This window comes from Caballeronia fortuita (genome assembly GCF_001544835.2).
GTDB lineage: Bacteria > Pseudomonadota > Gammaproteobacteria > Burkholderiales > Burkholderiaceae > Caballeronia > Caballeronia fortuita.
Genome location: NZ_FCNX02000008.1, coordinates 1 through 21,110, shown reverse-complemented (window position 1 = coordinate 21,110; position 21,110 = coordinate 1). Strand labels below are relative to the sequence as shown.

The following is a 21,110-nucleotide window of genomic DNA, read 5'->3' as shown; positions in this document are numbered from 1 at the left end:
AACAACGAGGATTCAACCGATGAAACCCGCCCTCTCCGCCGCGCTTTGCGCACTGACTTTCGGCGTCGCGATGGCCGCGCACGCGCAGACCGCGCCGCAAACGCCGCCGTCCGGCGCGGCCGATCCGACTTTCTCCGCGTACGCGCTCGCGCAGCAATGCGCCGCAAAATCCGACAACACGGCGCAAGGGCAATGCGTGGGCGCCGTGCGCGGCATCGTGCGCGGTTATCAATACGGCGTGCTGTTCCTGTCGCAGCGCACGTCGCTGCCCGATAGCGAAACGAAGCGCGTCTCGCTGTGCCTTGCGGACACGCCGGTATCGTCGATCGTCGATGACTTCCTGGCCGATGCGAAGCAGGTCAACGAAGCCGACCTGCGCCGCACGCCCGCGGAAGTCGCGGTGCTCGGCTCGGTGCACGGCCATCACGCGTGCACCTGATCCGGCGACGCATCACAGCATTTCGAGCGAGCGCTTCGACCTGGGCGGCTTGAATTGCTGATCGATGTCCGCGAGTTCATCGGCGGACAAGTGAAGATCGAGGGCGGCGCGATTCTCGCGCACATGGGCGACATCCGCCGCCTTCGGAATCGCGAACACCTGCGGCTGCTGCAACACCCACGCAAGCGCGACCTGAAACGCCGACACGCCGCGCGCCGCCGCGATCTTCTCCAGCACGCCGCCGCGCGGCAGGCGCGCGTGATCGACGGGGCTGTACGCCATTGCCGGCATGCCACGCTCGCGCAGCCACGGCAGCAGATCGAACTCCGCACCGCGCCGCGCGACGTTGAAGAGAATCTGATCGGTCGCGCAGGCGTCGCCGCCATCGAGCGAGAAGAGTTCTTCCATGTCGTCGGTGTCGAAGTTGCTCACGCCCCAGTGGCGAATCTTGCCGTCGTCCTTCAACTTTTCGAATCCCGCGATCACGCCTTCGAGGTTCTCGCCGCCGCGCCAGTGCAGCAGATAAAGATCGATGCGATCGGTCTTCAGACGCTTCAGGCTGCGCTCGCAGGCGGCCTGCACGCCGCGCTCGCTGCCGTTGTGCGGGTACACCTTGCTGACGATGAAAAGCTCCTTGCGCCGGTCCCCGAGCGCTTCGGCGATGAGCTTCTCGCTTTCGCCTTCGCCGTACATCTCGGCGGTATCGATGAGCGTCATGCCGAGCTCGACGCCCTCGCGCAGCGCGGCGATTTCGCCCTTGCGCGCGTTCGGGCGCTCGCCCATTTCCCATGTGCCCTGCCCGAGCTTCGGAATCGCTTCGCCCGTGGGCAGCGTGACGGTCGTCTGGTCTGATCCGGCCATGAAAGAGCCTCCTTGAGTGTCAGCCGATTATGGCGCAAGGCGCGCGCCGTCGCTTCACGTCAGACCGACAACCAGCGGCCCCAGCAACGTCAGCAGCACGTTCGCGAGCGCATAGGTGATCGCGAACGGCACGGTCGGCACCGCGCTTTCGGCCTTGTCGAGCACGCCGCCGAACGCGGGATTGGCGCTGCGCGAACCGGTGAGCGCGCCCGCGAGCAGCGCCGCGTTGTCGTAGCGCAGGACGTAGCGGCCAAAGAGCATCGTCAGCACGAGCGGAAACAGCGTGACGAACACGCCGAGCAGGAAAATCGTGAGGCCGCTTTGCTTCACCGTCGCGACCGCCTGCAAGCCGGAATTCAAGCCGACGACGGCGACGAACGCCGCGAGCCCGAAGTCCTTCAGCAATTGCGACGCGGCGGGCGGCATCACGCCGTACATCGGATGCTTGCCGCGCATCCAGCCGAACAGCAGCCCCGCGAGCAGGCAGCCGCCGCCCGAGCCGAGCGTGAGCGGCACGCCGCCAATATCGACGACGATGAGCCCAATCAGCAGCCCGAGCACGATGCCCACGCCCATGTAGATGAAGTCGGTCTTGTCGGTGTACGGCAGTTCGTAGCCGGCGGCGTCGACGGCGCGTTTGGTGTCGCGCGGCGAGCCGTAGAACGTGATGACGTCGCCGTGCTCGAGCCGCGTTTCCGGCAACACCGGCAGCGGATGTCCCGCGCGCGCGATGCTCCGGATATACACGCCGTGCCGCATGTCGCGATCGACGGTCGCGCGCACTTGCGCGATGCTCACGTGGTTCGTGCCGCGCTTCGTGAAGACGCCCTGGCGCTTCTGCATGACGACGCTGCTGCCGTCCGCATCCGCGACTTCCTCGCCGATGTGCGCCGCCGCGCCCACCATCACCTCGCGCCGCCCGACGACGAGCACGATATCGCCCGCCTCCAGCACGATGTCCGCCTCGGGTTCGAGCACGCGCCCGCCGCGCCGGATGCGCTCGACCGTGATCATGTCGCCGTCGTCGACTTCGATGTGCGCGACCGTGCGCCCCGCCGCGCCGTCGCGCGTCACGCGATACGTGCGCCCGACGAGTTCCGGCAGCGCCGGAATCTGCCCCGGCGCGGGGCCGGCCGCGCTGCCCGCGAGCGCCTTCTCCGCGTCGATCGACGCCTGCCGCAGGCTCTGGCCCATGAACTTCGGCAGGATGTTCACGCACACGATGATCGCGCCGAGCGAGCCGAACACGTAAGTCACCGCGTACGCGACGGCGACATCGGCCTGCAATGCCTTGGTCTCCGCGGCGGGCAAGCCCAGGCGCGCGATCGCGTCGCCCGCCGTGCCGATGATCGCCGATTGCGTGAGCGCGCCGCCCGCGAGCCCCGCCGCGAGCCCCTTGTTCAGCCCGAAGAGCTTCGCGCAGATGAGCACGCTCGCGAGCGCCGTCGCGGCGAGGAACACGGCCATCGCGATTTCGCGCAGCGTGCGCCGGTTGATCGAATTGAAGAACTGCGGGCCGGAGTCGTATCCGACCGCGTAGATAAAAATCGCGAACATCACGGATTTCACGCCGTTGTCGATCTGCACGCCCGCCTGACTGACGATCACCGCGACGATGAGCGAGCCGCCGACGCCACCCAACTGAAACTTGCCGAAGCGTATTTGCCCGAGCAGATAGCCCGCCGCGAGCGACAGAAAGAGCGCCGATTCGGGCGACTTGCGGAAGATGTCGTGGAGCCATTCCATCGCGTCAGCCCAGTTTGCTCGCGAGCCCGACAATCACGGGCCCGAGCAACGGCAGCAAGACGTTCGAGAGCGCATAGGTGATCGTGTAGCCGATCATCGGCGTCGCGTTGCCCGTCACGCCGACGAGCGCGCTGATCGCGGGCGTGCTGCATTGCTGGCCCGCGATCGCGCCGAGCAGCATCGGCACGTCGAGCTTGAGCAGCCATCGTCCGATGAAGAGCGACGCGAGCGCCGGCCCGAGCGTGATGACGATGCCCGCGACCGGCAACGCGATGCCGTATTCGCGGACGAGCCGCAACGCGTCCGCACCCGCCGACAGCCCGACCGCCGCGATGAACGTGCACAGGCCGAAGTCCTTCAGAATCTGCGCGGCCGCCGAGGGCAGCGAGCCGATCAGCGGATAACGCGAGCGGATCCAGCCGAACAGCAACCCCGCGAGCAGACAGCCGCCGCCGGTGCCGAGCGTGAGATCGATGCCGCCCACGTGCGCCGACAGCCGCCCGAGCGCGACGCCGAGCAGCACGCCCAGGCCCAGAAAGACGAAATCGGTTTTCTGCGTCGCGGGAATGATGTAGCCGAGCCGGGACGCGCCGCGCGCGACATCTTCCTTGTTGCCGACGAGCGTCAGCACGTCGCCGCGATGCACCTGCGTGCCGGAGAGCGCGGGAATCGTGCTGTCGAGCCGCGTCACGGCCGCGACGAAGACGCCGTGCGCGTCGGCGGGCGCGGCGCGGGCGCGCACCTGCGCGAGCGTCAGGCCGTGCAGCGCGCGGCGCGTGAGCATCACGTCGGCGCGTTCGACATAGATATCGGAGACGCCGCCGCCGAACACTTCCTCGCCGATGGCGGGAATCGCCTCGACGAGCGCCTCGCGCCGCCCGCCGACCACGACGAGATCGCCCGGTTTCAACAGAACCGCCGGCTGCGGCTTGATGATCGAACGGTCGCGTTGCACGCGCTGAATGCTGATGTTGTCGTGAAACCGCTCTTCCAGTTCGCCGACGGTGCATCCCGCGGCCGCCGTCACGCGAAGCTCGCGCCCGGCGAGCGGCGGCGCGGCCGGCGTCTGTCCCGCGCCGAGCGCGCCGTCGCCGCCGAGCTTGCGCCACACGCGGTCTGCTTCGTCTCGCAGGCTCACGCGCAGGATGAGCGGCGCGAACTGGCTGGTAAAAAGAACGATCGTCACGAGACCGAACAGATAGCTGACGCTGTAAGCGGTGACGATGTTGGCTTGCAGCCGCGCGGTGTCTGTGGCGGACAAACCGAGCCTGTTGATCGCCTCCGACGCCGTGCCGATTACCGCCGATTCGGTCGCGCCGCCTGCGAGCAATCCGGCAGCCGTGCCGGCATCGAGCTTCAGGATGACGACGGCGCCGAGCACCAGCGCGACAACGACGACGATCTCGACGATCGACAGCGCGCCGTAACGCCAGCCGCGCCCGATGTTCGCGAAAAACTGCGGGCCACCGGTGAAACCGAGCGCGAAAATAAAAAGTGCGAATGCGATGTTCTTCAGATCCGGCGAAATTCGTGCACCGGTTTGGCCCAGAATGAGCGCGACGATCAGCGTGCCGCAAACGCCGCCGAGCTGAATTGGACCGAGTTTCACCGAACCGATGAGATAACCAATAGCGAGACTCGCAAACAATGCGATCTCCGGCTGATATGCAAGCAGATCTGATGTCATGAGAGTCAAAGCCGGTTACACGCTGATTGATTTTTTTTAATGTCGCCGACGTCAGTATTCGAAAGAATCGCATAACTCACGCAAACGCATAAGCGAAATGTCACTTCGATAACTTAAATCTTTCCCGTGATCACAACCGACTTGATTTTTTCATCGTCATCGGACTGGCGCAGGAAGTATCATTATTTAAGGGTTCGCTGAATATATGTCCGAAAGCATAACGGAAATTGAAACGCTTCCGTTCCGGACGCTCGAAGTGATGAATAGCCCGCAAATTCAATGCGTTGCAACGATCCTCTGCTGTCGCGACAAAACTTTACAAATGACAAAAAATAGCGCGCTTTAGAATTAAACATTGCAATATTTTGATGCCTTCATATTATCGTCTTCACACGTTGAGCAAAAACCCGCACGCATTGGCGTTATGTAACGTCGTGGGCGGATCGTGGCGCAGCACTTGAGAGAGGGCAGACAGGATGAACCAGATTCACGCAATGCGCGTTTTCGTTCGCGTGGCGGATACGGAAAGTTTTCGGCGCGCCGCTCAGCAACTCGATGTCTCCAATGCACTCGTCACGCGAGCAATTGCCATGCTCGAGGCGCATTTGCGGACTCGACTCATTAATCGCACTACGCGCAATCTTTCGCTGACCGAGGCTGGTACGCGTTATCTGGAAGGCTGCCGCGCCCTACTGGAGGAACTCGATCATCTCGAGTCGACGGTCACGCATACAGAGGGCGAACCAAGCGGCACATTGCGTGTCGTGGCGTCGAGCGCACTCTCGCTTCTCACGCTGACGCCACTCATCGACGGCTTCCGAAAAATGTATCCTAATGTCAATGTTCGGCTGACGCTCGCCGAGCGCCATGTCGATCTTGTCGAAGACGGATATGACGTCGGCATCGTCACGGCATTCATGGTGACGAGCACCGCGCTGATCGAGCGATCCGTCGGCACCAGCACGCTCGTGCCGGTCGCAACGCCGGCCTTCGTCGCGGAGCACGGCATGCCCGCGTCGCCGACCGATCTGCAGGCGCAGCCCTCGGTCGGACTGCCGAATGACATGCGGAGTCAGACATGGCATTTCCGCCATCGTCACGGCGCGGCGGATCAGGTCACGTTAGCGCCGGTCTATTCGGTCAACAACGGGCTGATGGTGCGGCTCGCCACACTGAAGGGCATGGGCTTCTCGATTCTGCCCGAAGGCATCGTGCACGCGGATCTCGAGAGTGGCACGCTCGTTCGCCTGCTCGACGGCTATTCGATCGACGATCCCGACATGAAAGTGTCGATCGTCTATCCGGGGCGGCAGTACTTGCCCGCGAAGACGCGCTTTTTCATCGACTATGCGCTGGATTACCTGAGTCGCGAATTCGCCGCTCACGGCGGCCGTCCCGATGAAGTCGCGCGCTCACCGGTGCCGTCGTACGTGCCGATGCAAGCGCCGATCCGCAGCAGCGCCACGGCCGCGGCGAGCGAACTGAGGGCGTAAGAACGACGAGGGCCAGCACGGCGTTTCAGCCGTCTGGCCCATCGCACGGCAGAACCAAGCTTTACCGCGCGGTCCGTTCCGGCCGCGCTCAGATATCCCCGTATTCCGCGCCCGATGCATCCGGCGCCGCGCACATCTCACGCAGCAACCCGGCCTCTCGCTCATGCACTTCCACGGGCATGCACAGCGCGCCTGCATGAGCCAGGTAGCGCGCGCGATGCTGACCGTTGCGAAACGCGACGACGCCTTCCCGATGCACGCCCAGAAGCCCGAGCAGCCCCGGCGAGCGCCGCACGCTGATGGTCACGTAGGGCATTTCCGGCACGCGCGGATTATCCGGATCGAGGAATTCGCGGATGCCGCGCACCTTGCCCGCGTGCCAGTCGTCGACGGCTTTGAGCACGTAATCGGTGTCGTCGCGATCGGCGCACGCGAGCAGCTTTCTCACGTCGACGAGTACGACCTGATGACGCGAGCCGTGATCGGTGAATACCCGCTTCAGGCGCACGAAGTCATATTGTGGATGGCTCTGGAGCCTGACGATCCAGACCGCTTCTGCGGCGGTCGGCGCAACCATCGTGTCCATGATCGGCATATGAAGAAGACTGCGGCGCGCGCGCCCCGTGCGCGCGTGTTTCGCTGACAACGTAATAACCGTGCTAATCCGTTACCCGGATAACGGCTCGAAATCAGGCTTCTAAACAAACGCGCGAGCCTAATAAACTTGTACACCCTAGCCGCGATTCATGAAAGCGCCATGACGGGCACGTCGCGTGCTTTTGTTGCCAGAATCGAACAGACAGGCACGCGCGCAGTCTGCGTACGTCACGCCGCTGTCACATACCCATCGCTCAACGATAAGTGGACACTTCTTCCGATCTCATCGTCGCGCGGCCCGAAGGTCTTTTCTGTGTGCCGGGCAACTTCCATATCGACCCGTGGCGGCCTGTCGAACGCGCCGTCATCACGCACGCCCACGCCGATCACGCGCGCTTCGGCCACGCCCATTATCTGGCGGCCGCGCCGGGCGTCGGCGTGCTGCGTTCGAGGCTGCCGGGCATCGACGTGCAAGGCCTCGAATACGGAGAAGCAATCGTCGTGAACGGTGTGCGCGTGTCGCTGCATCCCGCCGGACACGTGCTCGGATCGGCGCAGGTGCGCGTCGAGCACAAGGGACGCGTGTGGGTCGCTTCCGGCGATTACAAGGTCGATCCCGATCCGACGTGCGCGCCCTTCGAGCCCGTGCGCTGCGACACCTTCATCACCGAGTCGACGTTCGGTCTGCCGATCTATCGATGGGACACCTCACGCGGTGTCTTCGCCGGCATCGACTCATGGTGGCGGCACAACGCGAGCGAAGGCCGCGCGTCGGTGCTGTTCTGCTATTCGTTCGGCAAGGCGCAGCGCGTGCTCGCGGGCATCGATGCCGCCATCGGTCCGATCTTCTGCCACGGCGCGGTCGAGCCGCTCAACCGCGCATACCGCGAAGCGGGCGTCGCGCTGCCGCCGACGCGCCTCGTCAGCGAGATCGCCGCGAAGGACAAGGCCGCGTTCAAGGGCGCGCTCATCGTCGCGCCGCCGTCCGCGCAGGGCAGCACGTGGATGCGCCGCTTTGGCGAATACAGCGACGCCTTCGCGTCCGGCTGGATGCGTCTGCGCGGCACGCGGCGGCGGCGCGGCGTCGATCGCGGCTTCGTGCTCTCCGATCACGCCGACTGGCCCGGCCTGCAACTCGCCATCGGCGCGAGCGGCGCCGAGCGCGTGATCGTCACGCACGGACAGATCGAGCCGATGGTGCGCTGGCTCAACGAACAAGGGCTCGATGCGGGCGCGTTCAAGACCGAATACGGCGACGATGCGATCGAAGCCGACACGGCCGACACAGCCGACCCGGCCCGACCTGAACCCGCCGCGTCATGAAGCGCTTCGCGACGCTCTACACCGCGCTCGACGCGACCACCTCGACGCACGCGAAGCTCGAAGCGCTGATCGCGTATTTCTCGGGCGCCGAGGCCGAAGACGCCGCGTGGGCGTCGTACTTTCTCGCGGGCGGCAAACCGCGCCAGTCGGTGCCGACGCGCCTGCTCACCGAATTCGCCCGCGAGCGCGCGGGTCTGCCGGAGTGGCTTTTCGAAGAGTCGTATCAGGCGGTCGGCGATCTGGCGGAAACCATCGCGCACATTCTGCCGCCGGCGACGGGCGAAACGTCGCTCGGGCTCGCGCAATGGATCGAGGAACGCGTACTCACCTTGCGCGGCGCGAATCCGTCCGAACTGCGCGAACGGCTGCTGAGCTATTGGGACGAACTCAACTGGAGCGAGCGGTTCTTGCTGACGAAGCTGATCGGCGGCGGCTTTCGCGTGGGCGTCGCGCGGCAGCTCGTGGTGCGCGCGCTCGCCGAGGTCGCGGGCGTCGATCACAAGCGCATCGCGCAACGCATGGTCGGCTGGACCGATTCGCGCCAGACGCCTAGCGCCGCGCGCTATCTTCGGCTGATCGCGCCGGCCGCCGACGGCGACGATGTCGACACGCCGCACGAAAGCGATATCGGCCTGCCCTTTCCGTTTTTTCTCGCGCATCCGCTGCAGGCCGATCCGGCGACGCTCGGTTCGCCCGATGACTGGATCGTCGAGTGGAAGTGGGACGGCATCCGTGCGCAGCTCGTGAAGCGCGCCGGCCGCGTGTGGATCTGGTCGCGCGGCGAGGATCTCGTCACCGAACGCTTTCCCGAGCTTGCCGCGCTCGGCGAGGCGTTGCCCGACGGCACCGTGATCGACGGCGAAATCCTCGCGTGGGAACCCGGCGCCGCCGCGCCCTTGCCGTTCGCGCGATTGCAGCCGCGCATCACGCGCAAGTCGCTCACCAAGAAAGTGCTCGCCGATTCGCCCGCCGCGCTGCTCGCCTACGATCTGCTCGAAATCGATGGCCGCGATCTTCGCACGGAGCCGCTGCACGCGCGGCGCGCTCGGCTGGACGCGCTGGCGTCGTCGCTGCATGCGGACGTCCTGCGCGTCTCGCCGGTCGTGACGGCATCCGGCTGGGACGCGCTCGCGACGCTGCGCGAGGAAAGCCGCGCACGCGGCGTCGAGGGCTTGATGCTGAAAGAGCGCGCGTCGATGTACGGCGTCGGGCGCACGAAGGCATCGGGCACATGGTGGAAATGGAAGATCGATCCGTACGCGATCGATGCGGTGCTGCTCTACGCGCAGCGCGGCCACGGAAGGCGCGCGAGCCTGTACACGGACTTCACCTTCGCCGTCTGGGACGAAGCCGACGGCACGCGCACGCTCGTCCCGTTCGCGAAGGCGTATTCCGGCTTGACCGACGAGGAAATGCGCCAGGTCGATGCAATCGTGCGCAAGACGACCATCGAGAAATTCGGCCCGGTGCGAAGCGTCACGCCGACGCTCGTCTTCGAGATCGGCTTCGAAGGCATTCAGGCGAGCCCGCGTCACAAGTCGGGCATCGCCGTGCGCTTTCCGCGCATGCTGCGCTGGCGCACCGATAAAAAAATCGAAGATGCGGATACGCTCGATACCCTCAAGGGCTTTCTGAACGAGGCGAGCGCATGAGCGCGCCCGAGTCGGCCGACGAACGCAAGCGCCGTGCGCCGCGCCCTCGCCGCGTGCCGCGCACGCGTGCGGCGCAGGCGAAACTCGATGCCGCCGTCGAGCCCTTCACGCCCGCACCGTTCGCCTATGACGAAGCGCAAGCGGCGAAACCAATCGACGAGCGCATCGCGCACTGGTTCGCCGAGCGCGGCTGGCAACCGTTCGAATTCCAGCGCGAGGCGTGGCGCGAGATCGCGCGCGGGGCGAGCGGCCTGCTTCACGCGACGACCGGCGCGGGCAAGACGTGGGCCGTGTGGCTCGGGGCGCTCGCGGCTTTCGCGCGGTCATCGAAAGCCGATAAGACGCCCGCGCCGCTCACCGTCCTGTGGATCACGCCGATGCGCGCGCTCGCCGCCGACAGCGCCCGCGCGCTGCAAGGCGCGGTCACTGCGCTGAACGTGCCGTGGACGGTCGGGTTGCGCACCGGCGACACGTCATCGACGGAACGCGCGCGGCAGAATCGCCGGATGCCGTCCGCGCTCGTCACGACGCCCGAAACCCTCACGCTGATGCTCACGCGCGCCAACGCACGCGACGAGCTGAAGCATCTGCGCATGATCGTCGTCGACGAATGGCACGAACTGCTCGGCAACAAACGCGGCACGCAGACGCAGCTCGCGATTGCGCGGCTCGCGCGCTGGCGTCCCGATCTGCAAATCTGGGGCTTGTCCGCGACGCTCGGCAATCTCGCGCTCGCGCACGATGCGCTACTGCATCCCGTGAAAACGCCGCGTGTGGTCGTGCGTGGCGCGCAGCCGAAAACGCTCGTCGTCGATACGCTGATTCCCGAGACCATCGAGCGCTTTCCGTGGGGCGGGCACCTTGGCGTGCGGCAAGTCGGTCCCGTCGCCGATGAAATCGAGCACGCGCAAAGCTCGCTCGTCTTCACCAACACGCGCTCGCAATCGGAAATCTGGTATCGCGCGCTGCTGGAATTGCGGCCGGACTGGGCGGGCCTGCTCGCGCTCCATCACGGCTCGCTCGACAAGGAAGTGCGCGACTGGGTCGAACTCGGCCTGAAGAACGGGCAATTGAAGGCGGTCGTGTGCACGTCGAGCCTCGATCTGGGCGTCGATTTTCTGCCGGTCGATCGCGTGTTCCAGATCGGCTCGCCAAAGGGCGTCGCGCGTCTGATGCAGCGCGCGGGACGCTCGGGCCACGCGCCGGGCCGCGTGTCGCGCGTGACGATCGTGCCGACGCATGCGCTCGAACTCGTCGAAGCGGCCGCCGCGCGCTGGGCGATCCAGGAACATCGCATCGAAGGGCGCGACATGCCGTTGAAGCCGCTCGACGTCCTCGTCCAGCATCTCGTGACAGTGGCGATCGGCGGCGGCTTCACGCCCGCCGACATGCTCGACGAAGTCCGCGGCGCGTATGCGTATCGCGATCTGACGCAGCAGGAATTCGATTGGGCGCTCGCGTTCGTCGAGCGCGGCGGCGCATCGCTTGCGGCGTATCCGGACTTTCATCGCGTGGTGAAGGGCGATGACGGCGTGTATCGCGTGCCGCGCGAAGACCTCGTGCGCAGGCATCGCAATAACGTCGGCACGATCGTCGCGAACGCGACCATCAGCGTGGCGTACATGACGGGCGGTCGCATCGGCGCGATGGAGGAATCGTTCATTTCGCGTCTGAAGCCCGGCGACGTCTTCACGTTCGGCGGACGCGCGCTCGAACTCGTGCGCGTGCGCGACATGACTGCGTACGTGAAGCGCGCGACCTCGTCGCGCGGCGCGATGCCGCAATGGGCGGGCAGCAAGATGCCGCTCTCGTCCGAACTCGCCGATGCTGCGCTCGTGATGCTCGCGCGCGCCAACGACGGCATCTACGACGAGCCCGAAATGCGCGCCGTCAAACCTCTGCTCGACTTGCAGGCGAAGTGGTCCGCGCTGCCGGGGCCGGGCGTGCTCGTCGTCGAAAGCGTGCGCTCACGCGAAGGTCATCATTTCTTCTGCTATCCGTTTGCCGGGCGCATGGCACATATCGGGCTCGGCTCGCTGATCGGCTGGCGTGTTTCGCGCGATCAGCCGAGCACGTTCTCCATTTCGATGAACGATTACGGCTTCGAACTGCTGTCGGCCAAGCCGTTCGATTGGGAGACGCTCATCGACGAAGGGCTTTTTTCGCCGGAAAATCTGGAGCACGACATTCTCGCGAGCCTCAACGCATCGGAGTTGTCGGCGCGGCGCTTTCGCGAGATCGCGCGCGTGTCGGGGCTGATTTATCAAGGTCATCCGGGGCAGCAGAAAAGCGCGCGGCAATTGCAGGCGTCGAGCGGCCTTTTCTACGAAGTCTTCCGCAAGCACGACAGCGGCAATCTGCTGCTCGCTCAGGCCGATCAGGAAGTGATGCTTCAGGAACTCGAACTCGGCCGCCTGCGCGCGGCGCTCGAACGCATGAACGAAAGCCGCCTTGCGTTCCATGCGCCGAAGAAGCCGACGCCTTTTGCGTTTCCGCTGATCGTCGCGCGGCTGCGGGAAAAGGTGAGCACGGAGAAGCTGTCGGATCGCGTAGAGCGCATGCTCGCGGATCTGGAGAAGGCGGCGAAGGGATAAATAGCGATTGAAGCCCTGACCATCGATGTGACCTGAAGATGGAGGTTTGCGCTCTAACGCGATTTTTTTTATAGCTTGCGGCGGGCGCGACGAGATAGACTTGCGTTGCCCGGTTGCGCAGTTACTCCGCATGTGCGGGGATAGACCGGTTCTCGATTGGTTGGATGCTTTTACCGCGAGAATTCCTCCGCGTGCGCGGAGATCTGAAAGGAGCTCCGTTTGTGAGCTCCTTTTTTCATTTCATTGCTGACAAAAGCCACGCTGTCCTTGCCGTTCACTGCGGCGCGCCCGCTTTATGTAGCGATTCGATGCGCTTTGGCAGATGTTGGCAATGCGATCTTTCCGAAATTTGCAACCCATCTCGCTCTGATTGGGTCTGCGAAGTTATGCTGCGCAGACATCGTTCTCAACGTTCTCGATGTCTTGGATAAGGAGGCGCAGATTGAAATTCAAAATGGAAACTCAGTGGACAACAGTACGGAGCAGACTCGTCGTGATGCTTGTCTGTAAATTCGACGTGAGCAAATGCCTCCTGGCGCTTGCGCTGTTGACGCAGCTTCGAAAATGACGATGAACGAACGTACATATCGGGTGATGCGGGAAGGATGGTTTGCGCGGCTCGGATCTTGCAGAACAGCCTGATTTCATGGGTACCGACGGTAAGCCTCAATGCCAATAGAAGCCCTGACCATCGATGTGAACGGCCACGCGCTCGTGTTGTCGGCGGAACGCGCGGCGTTCGATCCGCACGCGAAGAGCCTTTTCATCGCCGATGCGCATTTCGGCAAGGACGCCGTGTTTCGCGCGCGCGGCATTCCGGTGCCCGTCGGCACGACCGGCGAGACGCTCGCGCGGCTCGATGCGCTCGTCGCGGCGCATCGGCCGGAATCGATCGTGTTTCTCGGCGACTTGCTGCACGCACGCGAATCCCACGCCGATGAAACGCTCGATGCCCTCGCCGCATGGCGCGCGCGGCATCGCGAACTGGCGCTCGTGCTCGTCGAAGGCAATCACGACAAGCACGCAGGCGCGCTGCCAGCCCTCTTCGGCGTCGATGTCGTCAAGGAGCCGTACGCGCTCGGGCCGTGGGCGCTTTGCCATCATCCACAGACGGTCGATGGCGCTTACGCGCTCGCGGGGCATGAGCATCCGGTGTATCGGCTCGCGACGCGCCTCGACAGCGTGCGTCTGCAGTGCTTTCGCTTCGGCGCGCGCGCGGGCGTGCTACCGGCGTTCGGCGCGTTCACGGGCGGTTTCGAAGTGAACGCGGGCGCGCGCGGCGAAGCGCTCTACGTGATCGCGGGCGAGCGCGTGTTCCCGCTCAGTGATAGATCGTCGTCGACGATTGCAGCTTCGTGAGCCTGCCGCGCTGCAAGCCGTACCAGCCGAGATTCGACTGCATCACCACTTCCTCGCCCTGCCAGAACACGCGCTTGACCGTCATGCGCTGACCGGCGCGCTGCACGAGCGGCGGATTGCGGCGGAAGTCGTAGAGGATCGGGCCGGTGTCGGTCCGCACCAGCATGCGCGTGATCGCATCGCCCGCGGCGGACGTTTCATCGAAATGCATGATGCGTTTAGCGTCGAAGCGGTCGAACACTTGCGTGTCGATGAGCGCGGCCATGCCGGATTCGTCGCGCAGAAAACGCAGCGCGCCCGCTTTCGTGGCGATGGGGCCGGCGGCGTCGCTCTGCGCGAAAACGTGCGTCGCGATAAACAGCGCGCCGAATGCCGCCGCGCGAACGATTGATTTTGTCAGTGACATATTTCGATCAAAAAGTTGCTGCGTTTTTCCAACACCGCGCGACGCGTTCGACGCGCAAGGAATGCGTGGCCGTGCGCCTGTTACCGGAAACATCTGACGCATCGCTGCGGCGCGTTTGCAATACTCGTGCGCCACGGCAGCATGCACAAGAATATCCGTCCGATCGTTTGCGCAATCCGGACCCGGCCGCATCAGGGTTTATACCAGCATCGAATATGACCTTTCGGTACAATTCGAGCCTTCAACTCCGCCTCGGCGCCTGCATCGCTCAATCCGACGATGCGCCCAGACGTGACACTCCGTCCGCTCCCGCCATGCCTTTGCCTCTCTTCGCTCTCGCCGTTGCCGCGTTCGGCATCGGCACGACCGAATTCGTCATCATGGGCCTGTTGCCCAACGTCGCGCGCGATCTCGCGGTCACCATTCCTGCGGCGGGCATGCTCGTCTCCGGCTATGCGCTCGGCGTGACCGTCGGCGCGCCGATTCTCGCCATCGTCACTGCGAAGATGCCGCGCAAGAAGGCGTTGATGGGGCTGATCGGCGTGTTCATCGTCGGCAACATGCTGTGCGCGCTCGCGCCGAACTACTGGGTGCTGATGGGCGCGCGCATCGTCACCGCGTTCTGCCACGGCGCGTTCTTCGGCATCGGCTCGGTGGTCGCCGCGGATCTCGTCGCGCCGAATCGCCGCGCGCAAGCCATTGCGCTGATGTTCACCGGCCTCACGCTCGCCAACGTGCTCGGCGTGCCGCTCGGCACCGCGCTCGGCCAGGCCGCCGGCTGGCGCTCGACGTTCTGGGTCGTCACGCTGATCGGCGTCGCGGCGGCGGGCGCGCTCGCCGTGTGCCTGCCGAAGCACATCGAGATGCGCGAGACGAGCATCCTGCGCGAATTCGACGTGCTCAAGAACCCGCAAGTGCTGATGGTGCTCGGCATCAGCGTGCTCGCGTCGGCGAGTCTGTTCTCGGTCTTCACGTATATCACGCCGATCCTCGAAGACGTGACGGGCTTTTCGCCGCATGCCGTGACCTACGTGCTGCTGCTGTTCGGTCTCGGGCTCACGGTCGGCAGCACGCTCGGCGGCAAGCTCGCGGACTGGAAGCTGCTGCGCTCGCTGCTGTCGTTCCTGCTCGCGATCGTCGTCATCCTGGCGATCTTCGCCGCCACGATGCACGAACCCGTCACGGCGATGATCACGATCTTCCTGTGGGGCGTGCTCGCGTTCGCGATCGTGCCGCCGCTGCAAATCCTGATCGTGAATCGCGCGAGCGATGCGCCGAATCTCGCATCGACGTTGAATCAGGGCGCGTTCAATCTCGGCAATGCAACGGGCGCCTGGCTCGGCGGCTGCGTGATAAGCGCGGGCGCGCCGCTCACGTCGCTGCCGTGGGTCGGCATTCTGATGGCGGCGAGCGCGTTCGGCTTGACGCTGCTGTCGGCGACGATCGACAAGCGCGCGCGCCGTCTCGCCATCGGCCAGGCTGCCTGATTGCCGGCGTCCGGTACGTTGGATGAAGGCAGTCCTTTCACGTGATTTTCTCGCGCTGATTCTGAGCGTCGCGGTCGTCGGACTGGGACTCGGCGCGACGCTGCCGCTCACCGCCCTCGCGCTGACGCAGGCGGGTTACGGCACGGGCATCGTCGGCATGATGACGGCGATGCAGGCAGCGGGCGGCCTCGTCGTCGCGCCGGTGGCGAGCCGCATCGCCGCGCGGTGCGGCGCGCGTGCGACGATCGTCGGCACGGTGATCGTCGCGGCGCTTTCGACCATCGCGATGCAGTTCAGCGCCGATCTGTGGCTCTGGGCCGTGCTGCGTTTCCTGTGCGGCGCGGCGCTGATGCTGCTCTTCACGATCGGCGAGGCGTGGGTCACGCAACTCGCCGACGACTCCACGCGCGGTCGCGTCGTCGCGATCTACGCAACCAACTTCACGCTATTTCAGATGACGGGTCCCGTGCTCGTCAACGCGATCGGCGGTTTGCCGTCGATGCGCTTCGCCCTGTGCGGCGCGATCTTCCTGCTGGCGCTGCCCGCGCTCGCGTCGATACGCGGCGCGCCGCACGCGCTCGCCGCCGACGAAGGCGAACACGGCGACTGGCGCGCGGTGCTGCCGCGCATGCCGGCGCTCGTGATCGGCACGGGCTTCTTCGCGCTCTTCGACACGCTCGCGCTCTCGTTGATGCCGCTTTTCGCGATGTCGCACGGCATCGGCGCGGATACGGGCGTGCTGTTCGCATCGGCGATTCTGCTCGGCGACACGACGATGCAGTTTCCGATCGGCTGGCTCGCCGATCGCGTCGGTCGCGCGAAGGTGCATGCGGGCGCGGGTGTCGTCGTGGCGCTGCTGTTGCCGCTTCTGCCGTGGGCGGTCGCGTATCCGTGGATATGCTGGCCGCTGCTCTTCGTGACCGGCGCGGCGGCGGGCAGCGTCTACACGCTGTCGATCGTTGCGTGCGGCGAGCGCTTTCGCGGACCGTCGCTGGTATCGGCGACGGCGATCGTCGGTGCATCGTGGAGCGTGGCGAGCTTCGGCGGTCCGATCGTCGCGGGCACGATGATGCAGCGCATCGGCGCGGACGCGTTGATCGGCGTGCTGACGGTGGCGGCTTGTGCGTTTTTGGTGGCGGTTGGGTGGGAGCGACGGGCCGCGTGAAGCTCAACCCCGCGCCGGCAAAATCTCCCCCACACACGCCCCGAACCCCACGCGATACCCCTCGCCCTGACACCATCCGCGCAACGTAACCTCGTCGCCGTCCTGCAGGAATACGCGCTCGCCGCCCTCTTCCAGCTTCACGGGCCGCTGCCCGTTCCACGTGCTTTCGAGCAGACTGCCGCACGAATCCGGCGTCGGTCCGCTTATCGTGCCCGAGCCCATCAGATCGCCCACGCGCGTATTGCAGCCGCCGACCGTGTGATGCGCAAGCTGCTGCGCCATCGACCAGTACATCAGCCTGAAGTTGGTCCGCGAAAGGGTCGTCGGCGTACGCGCGCCTTCCGGACGCAGCACGACTTCCAGTTCGATGTCGAACGCGTGATCGCCTTCGTGTCGCAGATACGCGAGCGGCGCGGGCTCCTGTGCGGGCGTCGCGGTGCGAAACGGTTCGAGCGCATCGAGCGTGACGATCCACGGCGAGATCGTCGTCGCAAAACCTTTCGAGTTGAACGGGCCGAGCGGCACGTACTCCCATTGCTGAATGTCGCGCGCGCTCCAGTCGTTGAGCAGCACCATGCCGAAGATATGCGCCTCCGCGTCCTCGCACGGGATCGGCTCGCCGAGCGCATTGCCGCGTCCGATGATGAAGCCCGTCTCCAGTTCGATATCCAGCTTGCGGCACGCGCTGAAGATCGGCCGCTCTTCGTTCGGCAGCTTGATCTGGCCGTTCGGGCGGCGCACCGGCGTGCCGCTCACGACCACCGACGACGCGCGCCCGTTGTACCCGACCGGCAGCTCCGACCAGTTCGGCAGGAGCGCGTTCTTCGGATCGCGGAACATCGAGCCGACGTTCGTCGCGTGTTCCTTCGACGAATAAAAATCCGTGTAGCCCGGAATCTCGACCGGCAGATGCATCGTCGCGCCGGCGCGCGGCACGAGCGCGCGCCGGCGCAAGATTTCGTCGTCGCGCAGCGCCGCGTTGCCTTGCGCGAGCAGCGCGGACAACGCAATGCGCACGTCGCGCCACTTCTCGCGTCCGAGCGCGATGAAGTCGTTCAGGCGCGATGCGTGGAACGTGCCGCGCGCATCGATCAGACGCGCGTCTTCGAGCACGGCGAGATCGACGATCCAGTCGCCGATCGCGACGCCCGCGCGCGGCAGCGGGCTCACCGCGTCGCTGAAGACGCCGAACGGCAGGTTCTGGATCGGGAAGTCGTTCGCGGGATCGTTCGCAGATTCGATCCAGCTTTTGAGGGTGGGCGCGAGCGTGGCCTTCAGCGCGTCGTTCATCGTTGCTCCGGGTTGAAGTGTTTCGCGAGGCCTTGCCAGCACTCGTAATAATTCGCCTGCAATTGCGCGGTTTCGAGCGCGAACTGCGTCGGCTTGATGAGCGTGCGCGTTTCGAACATGAAGGCCATCGTGGCATCGACCTTGGCGGGCTTCGACGTATCGGACTGCGATGCCTTCTCGAACGTGCCCGCATCCGGCCCATGCCCCGACATGCAGTTGTGCAGGCTCGCGCCGCCCGGCACGAAGCCTTCGGCCTTCGCGTCGTACACGCCATGCACGAGTCCCATGAACTCGCTCGCGACATTGCGATGGAACCACGGCGGCCGGAACGTATCCTCGGCCGCGAGCCAGCGCGGCGGGAAGATCACGAAGTCGATGGTATCGACGCCCGGCGTGTCGGAGGGCGATTGCAGCACGAGGAAGATCGACGGATCGGGATGGTCGTAGCTGATCGAGCCGATGGTGTTGAAGTGGCGCAAGTCGTACTTGTACGGCGCGTAATTGCCGTGCCACGCGACGACATCGAGCGGGGAATGATCGATATCCGCGCGCCACAGCACGCCGTTCATCTTCGTGACGAGTTCGAACCTGCCTTCGCGCTCTTCGTATGCCGCGTGCGGCGTGAGGAAGTCGCGCGGATTGGCGAGACCGTTCGAGCCGATCGGACCCAGGTCGGGCAACTGCAGCAGCGCGCCGAAGTTCTCGCAGATATAGCCGCGCGCCTCGCCATCGGGCAGCGCCACGGAAAAGCGCACGCCGCGCGGAATCACCGCGATCTCGTACGGTTCCACATCCAGCTTGCCGAGTTCGGTGAAGATCGCAAGCCGCCCTTGCTGCGGCACGATGAGCAATTCGCCGTCGCTGTCGTAGAAGAAGCGGTCCTGCATCGAACGATTCGCGGCGTAGAGATGAATCGCACAGCCGGACATCGATTCCGCCGCGCCGTTGCCGGCCATCGTCACCCAGCCGTCGATGAAATCGGTCGGCGCGGCGGGCATCGGCAGCGGATCCCAGCGCAATTGGTTGGGCGGCGTCGGCGGCACGTCGGCGAAATTGGCGACGAGCTTCGCGCGCAGCATGTCGGCGGGAATGCGCGTGAATGGCTGGTGCACGGCGGCGGGCCGGATGCGATAAAGCCACGAGCGCCGATTGTGCGCGCGCGGCGCGGTGAACGCCGTGCCGGAAAGCTGCTCGGCATAAAGGCCGTAAGCCGCGCGCTGCGGCGAGTTGCGGCCGATGGGCAGCGCGCCCGGCAGCGCCTCGGTGGCGAAGTCGTTGGCAAAGCCCGACTGGTAATGCGCGTTGGCGTCCGTGTGCGTCTCGAACGTGGGCATGGTCGAAATCCTCGACGAAAAGTACGGCGGTTCAGGCGGCGACGTCGCACTCGGCGCATCGTCGCTGCGTTTTACGCATGGTAAAAGCAATTACGATTAGTTAAATCCATCGTAAACCCTTAATCGACGGCCCTGGCCGGGCATATCAATATGTGAATTTGGTGCTGGACGCGGTGACGCGCGCTGATACCATCGACCATTCCGATAAAAAATTGCCGGTCGGCACGCCTCACGAACTCGAATGCGCCATCCATGATTGCCCCGTCCTTGCCCGAACTCGTCGCCCGCGCCGCGGAACATCCGTTTCTCGGCGCGCATGTCGCGCTCGGCACGGGCGAGCATGCCGGTCAGGCGGTCGCGCACTATCGCGATCTATGCATTTCGAGCGCGTATGAGCCGATCTTCGATGTCGGCACGCACAGCTTTCCGCAGACTTTGAGCGCATCGCCGGAGAGTGCGGAGCGTTTCGGCGACGAGCTCGGCATGCAGGCCTTGACGCTGATCCAGGGCGATGCGCCGCGCGATCCTTTCGGGCAGTTGGAGGACGATCGCGAGTTGGTCGTGCTCGACCGGTTATCGCGTGCGCTGCATGCGTTCAATTTCTTCGGGCCGCATCGGCCGGGGCTATTGTTTTTGCGCGTGCATGAGCGGCTGCTGAAGAGCGTGAAGTACGACCATGGACTGCACTTCTCTTCGGTGCTGATGGAGTTCGGCATGAGCCCGTCGCGCGTGGTGATCGAGTTGCCGGCGGCGGCTGTGGCGCACAAGACGTTTCTTGGATATCTCACCAAGAGCTATCAGCGTTACGGATTCAAGGTGGCGGGCAATTTGCCGAATGCCGGGCAGATCATGGCGGTGTCGGATATGGCGCGGCTCGATTTCATCAAGATGGACGCGGCGCAGGCGTTGCGGGATTCGGTGGTGAAGCATCTGGTGGCGTATGCGCATCGGTTGAAGATTCCGCTCATTTTTTCGAATGTCTGCGATGAGGCGCAGTTCAATGCGCTGCAGCAGTTCGATGTGCATTTCGTGCAGGGGCCGGTGTTTGATGCGCATCCTAGTTTGCATGGGCGTTGAAACTTTTTCGATGCTTCGGCTTCTGGGGAATCCTGATTTTCTTTCGGTCTATTAGCACTGCCCCTGTGCGGGGCGGCAGTCACTTTCTTTGCTGCTGCAAAGAAAGTAACCAAAGAAAGCAGCTCTTTCAGGCCCGCGGTCATACGCAGTTTGGGTAGTCCTCTCGTCCAAGGTGGCACTCGCCTAAAGAGTGCCCTCAAACACCTAAGCGGCTTGGATCGCGCACGGTCTGACTTGCCATTACTTTGAGCGCACTGGTTCAGCACCAAACAGTTTCGGCACAGCGCTGCGCGCTGCCGTCGGGTATGCGAGGGAAACCGACGGAGCGCATGCGCTCACGCACCGATCAACCCGTCGGCCGCGCAGCGGGCCGGAGCTATTTGGTGCTGAACCAACGAGCCACGCGGCGCGATGTGTCAGACCGTGCGCGAGCCAAGCCGGGTGATTGTGATGAGGGCACTCTTTAGGCGAGTGCCACCGTGGACGAGAGAACTACCCAACGTGCGTATGACCGCGGGCCTGGAAAAGCTGCTTTCTTTGGTTACTTTCTTTGCAGCAGCAAAGAAAGTGACTGCCGCCCCGCACAGGGGCAGTGCTAAT

16 protein-coding genes are annotated in these 21,110 nt (G+C 64.8%); 9 read left to right on the top strand and 7 right to left on the bottom strand.

Annotated elements, in window-relative coordinates; translation table 11 throughout:
* Nucleotides 1-19 precede the first annotated feature (19 nt).
* Nucleotides 20-439 carry a hypothetical protein gene (locus AWB77_RS16265; protein ID WP_061135488.1) on the top strand — a complete coding sequence of 140 codons (420 nt, stop codon included), beginning with the start codon at nucleotides 20-22 and terminating at the stop codon, nucleotides 437-439.
* A gap of 12 nt (nucleotides 440-451) precedes the next feature.
* Here the strand turns inward: AWB77_RS16265 and AWB77_RS16260 are convergent, their stop codons facing one another.
* The 3 genes from AWB77_RS16260 to aspT (AWB77_RS16250) are packed head-to-tail and all read right to left on the bottom strand — an operon-like array spanning nucleotide 452 to nucleotide 4,733.
* Nucleotides 452-1,300: an aldo/keto reductase gene (locus AWB77_RS16260; RefSeq protein ID WP_061135487.1), complete on the bottom strand. Its 849-nt coding sequence runs from the start codon at nucleotides 1,298-1,300 to the stop codon at nucleotides 452-454.
* Between the two features lie 54 nt (nucleotides 1,301-1,354).
* The gene (aspT, locus tag AWB77_RS16255) at nucleotides 1,355-3,046 is read right to left on the bottom strand and encodes an aspartate-alanine antiporter (protein ID WP_061135486.1); all 1,692 of its coding nucleotides are present in this window, start codon (nucleotides 3,044-3,046) and stop codon (nucleotides 1,355-1,357) included.
* A 4-nt stretch (nucleotides 3,047-3,050) separates the two neighbouring features.
* Nucleotides 3,051-4,733, bottom strand: coding sequence for an aspartate-alanine antiporter (gene aspT / locus AWB77_RS16250; protein ID WP_061135485.1), 1,683 nt, complete (start codon nucleotides 4,731-4,733; stop codon nucleotides 3,051-3,053).
* Nucleotides 4,734-5,209: 476 nt separating this feature from the next.
* Here aspT (AWB77_RS16250) and AWB77_RS16245 point away from each other — a divergent pair, with 476 nt between their 5' ends.
* Nucleotides 5,210-6,226: a LysR family transcriptional regulator gene (locus tag AWB77_RS16245; protein WP_061135484.1), complete on the top strand. Its 1,017-nt coding sequence runs from the start codon at nucleotides 5,210-5,212 to the stop codon at nucleotides 6,224-6,226.
* A gap of 88 nt (nucleotides 6,227-6,314) precedes the next feature.
* On the opposite strand, the gene AWB77_RS16240 is transcribed toward AWB77_RS16245, so the two are convergent.
* Nucleotides 6,315-6,821, bottom strand: coding sequence for a plasmid fertility inhibition factor family protein (locus tag AWB77_RS16240; RefSeq protein ID WP_082852672.1), 507 nt, complete (start codon nucleotides 6,819-6,821; stop codon nucleotides 6,315-6,317).
* Nucleotides 6,822-7,087: 266 nt separating this feature from the next.
* On the opposite strand from AWB77_RS16240, the gene AWB77_RS16235 reads away from it, so the two are divergent.
* The 4 genes from AWB77_RS16235 (at nucleotide 7,088) to pdeM (ending at nucleotide 13,751) form a co-directional block, all read left to right on the top strand.
* Nucleotides 7,088-8,146 (top strand): ligase-associated DNA damage response exonuclease, encoded by a 1,059-nt coding sequence (locus AWB77_RS16235; RefSeq protein WP_061135482.1) that lies wholly within the window; start codon nucleotides 7,088-7,090, stop codon nucleotides 8,144-8,146.
* Nucleotides 8,143-9,798, top strand: a complete 1,656-nt coding sequence (locus AWB77_RS16230; protein WP_061135481.1) for an ATP-dependent DNA ligase — start codon at nucleotides 8,143-8,145, stop codon at nucleotides 9,796-9,798. Before AWB77_RS16235 ends, AWB77_RS16230 begins: the two co-directional genes overlap by 4 nt.
* Entirely contained in the window at nucleotides 9,795-12,392 is a 2,598-nt protein-coding gene (locus AWB77_RS16225) for a ligase-associated DNA damage response DEXH box helicase (RefSeq protein WP_061135480.1), read from the top strand. Before AWB77_RS16230 ends, AWB77_RS16225 begins: the two co-directional genes overlap by 4 nt.
* 669 nt (nucleotides 12,393-13,061) lie before the next feature.
* Complete coding sequence (gene pdeM / locus AWB77_RS16220; protein ID WP_061135479.1) at nucleotides 13,062-13,751, top strand: ligase-associated DNA damage response endonuclease PdeM; 690 nt, start codon at nucleotides 13,062-13,064, stop codon at nucleotides 13,749-13,751.
* On the opposite strand, the gene AWB77_RS16215 is transcribed toward pdeM, so the two are convergent.
* On the bottom strand, nucleotides 13,714-14,157 hold the full coding sequence (locus AWB77_RS16215) for a hypothetical protein (RefSeq protein WP_061135478.1): 444 nt from the start codon (nucleotides 14,155-14,157) through the stop codon (nucleotides 13,714-13,716). The genes pdeM and AWB77_RS16215 overlap by 38 nt on opposite strands.
* A gap of 314 nt (nucleotides 14,158-14,471) precedes the next feature.
* Between AWB77_RS16215 and AWB77_RS16210 the strand changes: the two genes are divergently transcribed.
* Both AWB77_RS16210 and AWB77_RS16205 read left to right on the top strand, forming a co-directional pair.
* Nucleotides 14,472-15,644: an MFS transporter gene (locus tag AWB77_RS16210; protein WP_061135477.1), complete on the top strand. Its 1,173-nt coding sequence runs from the start codon at nucleotides 14,472-14,474 to the stop codon at nucleotides 15,642-15,644.
* Between the two features lie 22 nt (nucleotides 15,645-15,666).
* Nucleotides 15,667-16,809 carry an MFS transporter gene (locus tag AWB77_RS16205; protein ID WP_061135476.1) on the top strand — a complete coding sequence of 381 codons (1,143 nt, stop codon included), beginning with the start codon at nucleotides 15,667-15,669 and terminating at the stop codon, nucleotides 16,807-16,809.
* A 3-nt stretch (nucleotides 16,810-16,812) separates the two neighbouring features.
* Here the strand turns inward: AWB77_RS16205 and fahA are convergent, their stop codons facing one another.
* Together fahA and hmgA are read right to left on the bottom strand one after the other, a co-directional pair.
* Nucleotides 16,813-18,099 (bottom strand): fumarylacetoacetase, encoded by a 1,287-nt coding sequence (gene fahA / locus AWB77_RS16200; RefSeq protein ID WP_061135475.1) that lies wholly within the window; start codon nucleotides 18,097-18,099, stop codon nucleotides 16,813-16,815.
* A complete protein-coding gene (hmgA, locus tag AWB77_RS16195; RefSeq protein WP_061135474.1) occupies nucleotides 18,096-19,433 on the bottom strand; it encodes a homogentisate 1,2-dioxygenase in 1,338 nt (445 codons plus the stop codon). Before hmgA ends, fahA begins: the two co-directional genes overlap by 4 nt.
* A 252-nt stretch (nucleotides 19,434-19,685) precedes the next feature.
* On the opposite strand from hmgA, the gene AWB77_RS16190 reads away from it, so the two are divergent.
* Nucleotides 19,686-20,510 carry an EAL domain-containing protein gene (locus AWB77_RS16190; protein WP_061135473.1) on the top strand — a complete coding sequence of 275 codons (825 nt, stop codon included), beginning with the start codon at nucleotides 19,686-19,688 and terminating at the stop codon, nucleotides 20,508-20,510.
* Nucleotides 20,511-21,110 lie beyond the last annotated feature (600 nt).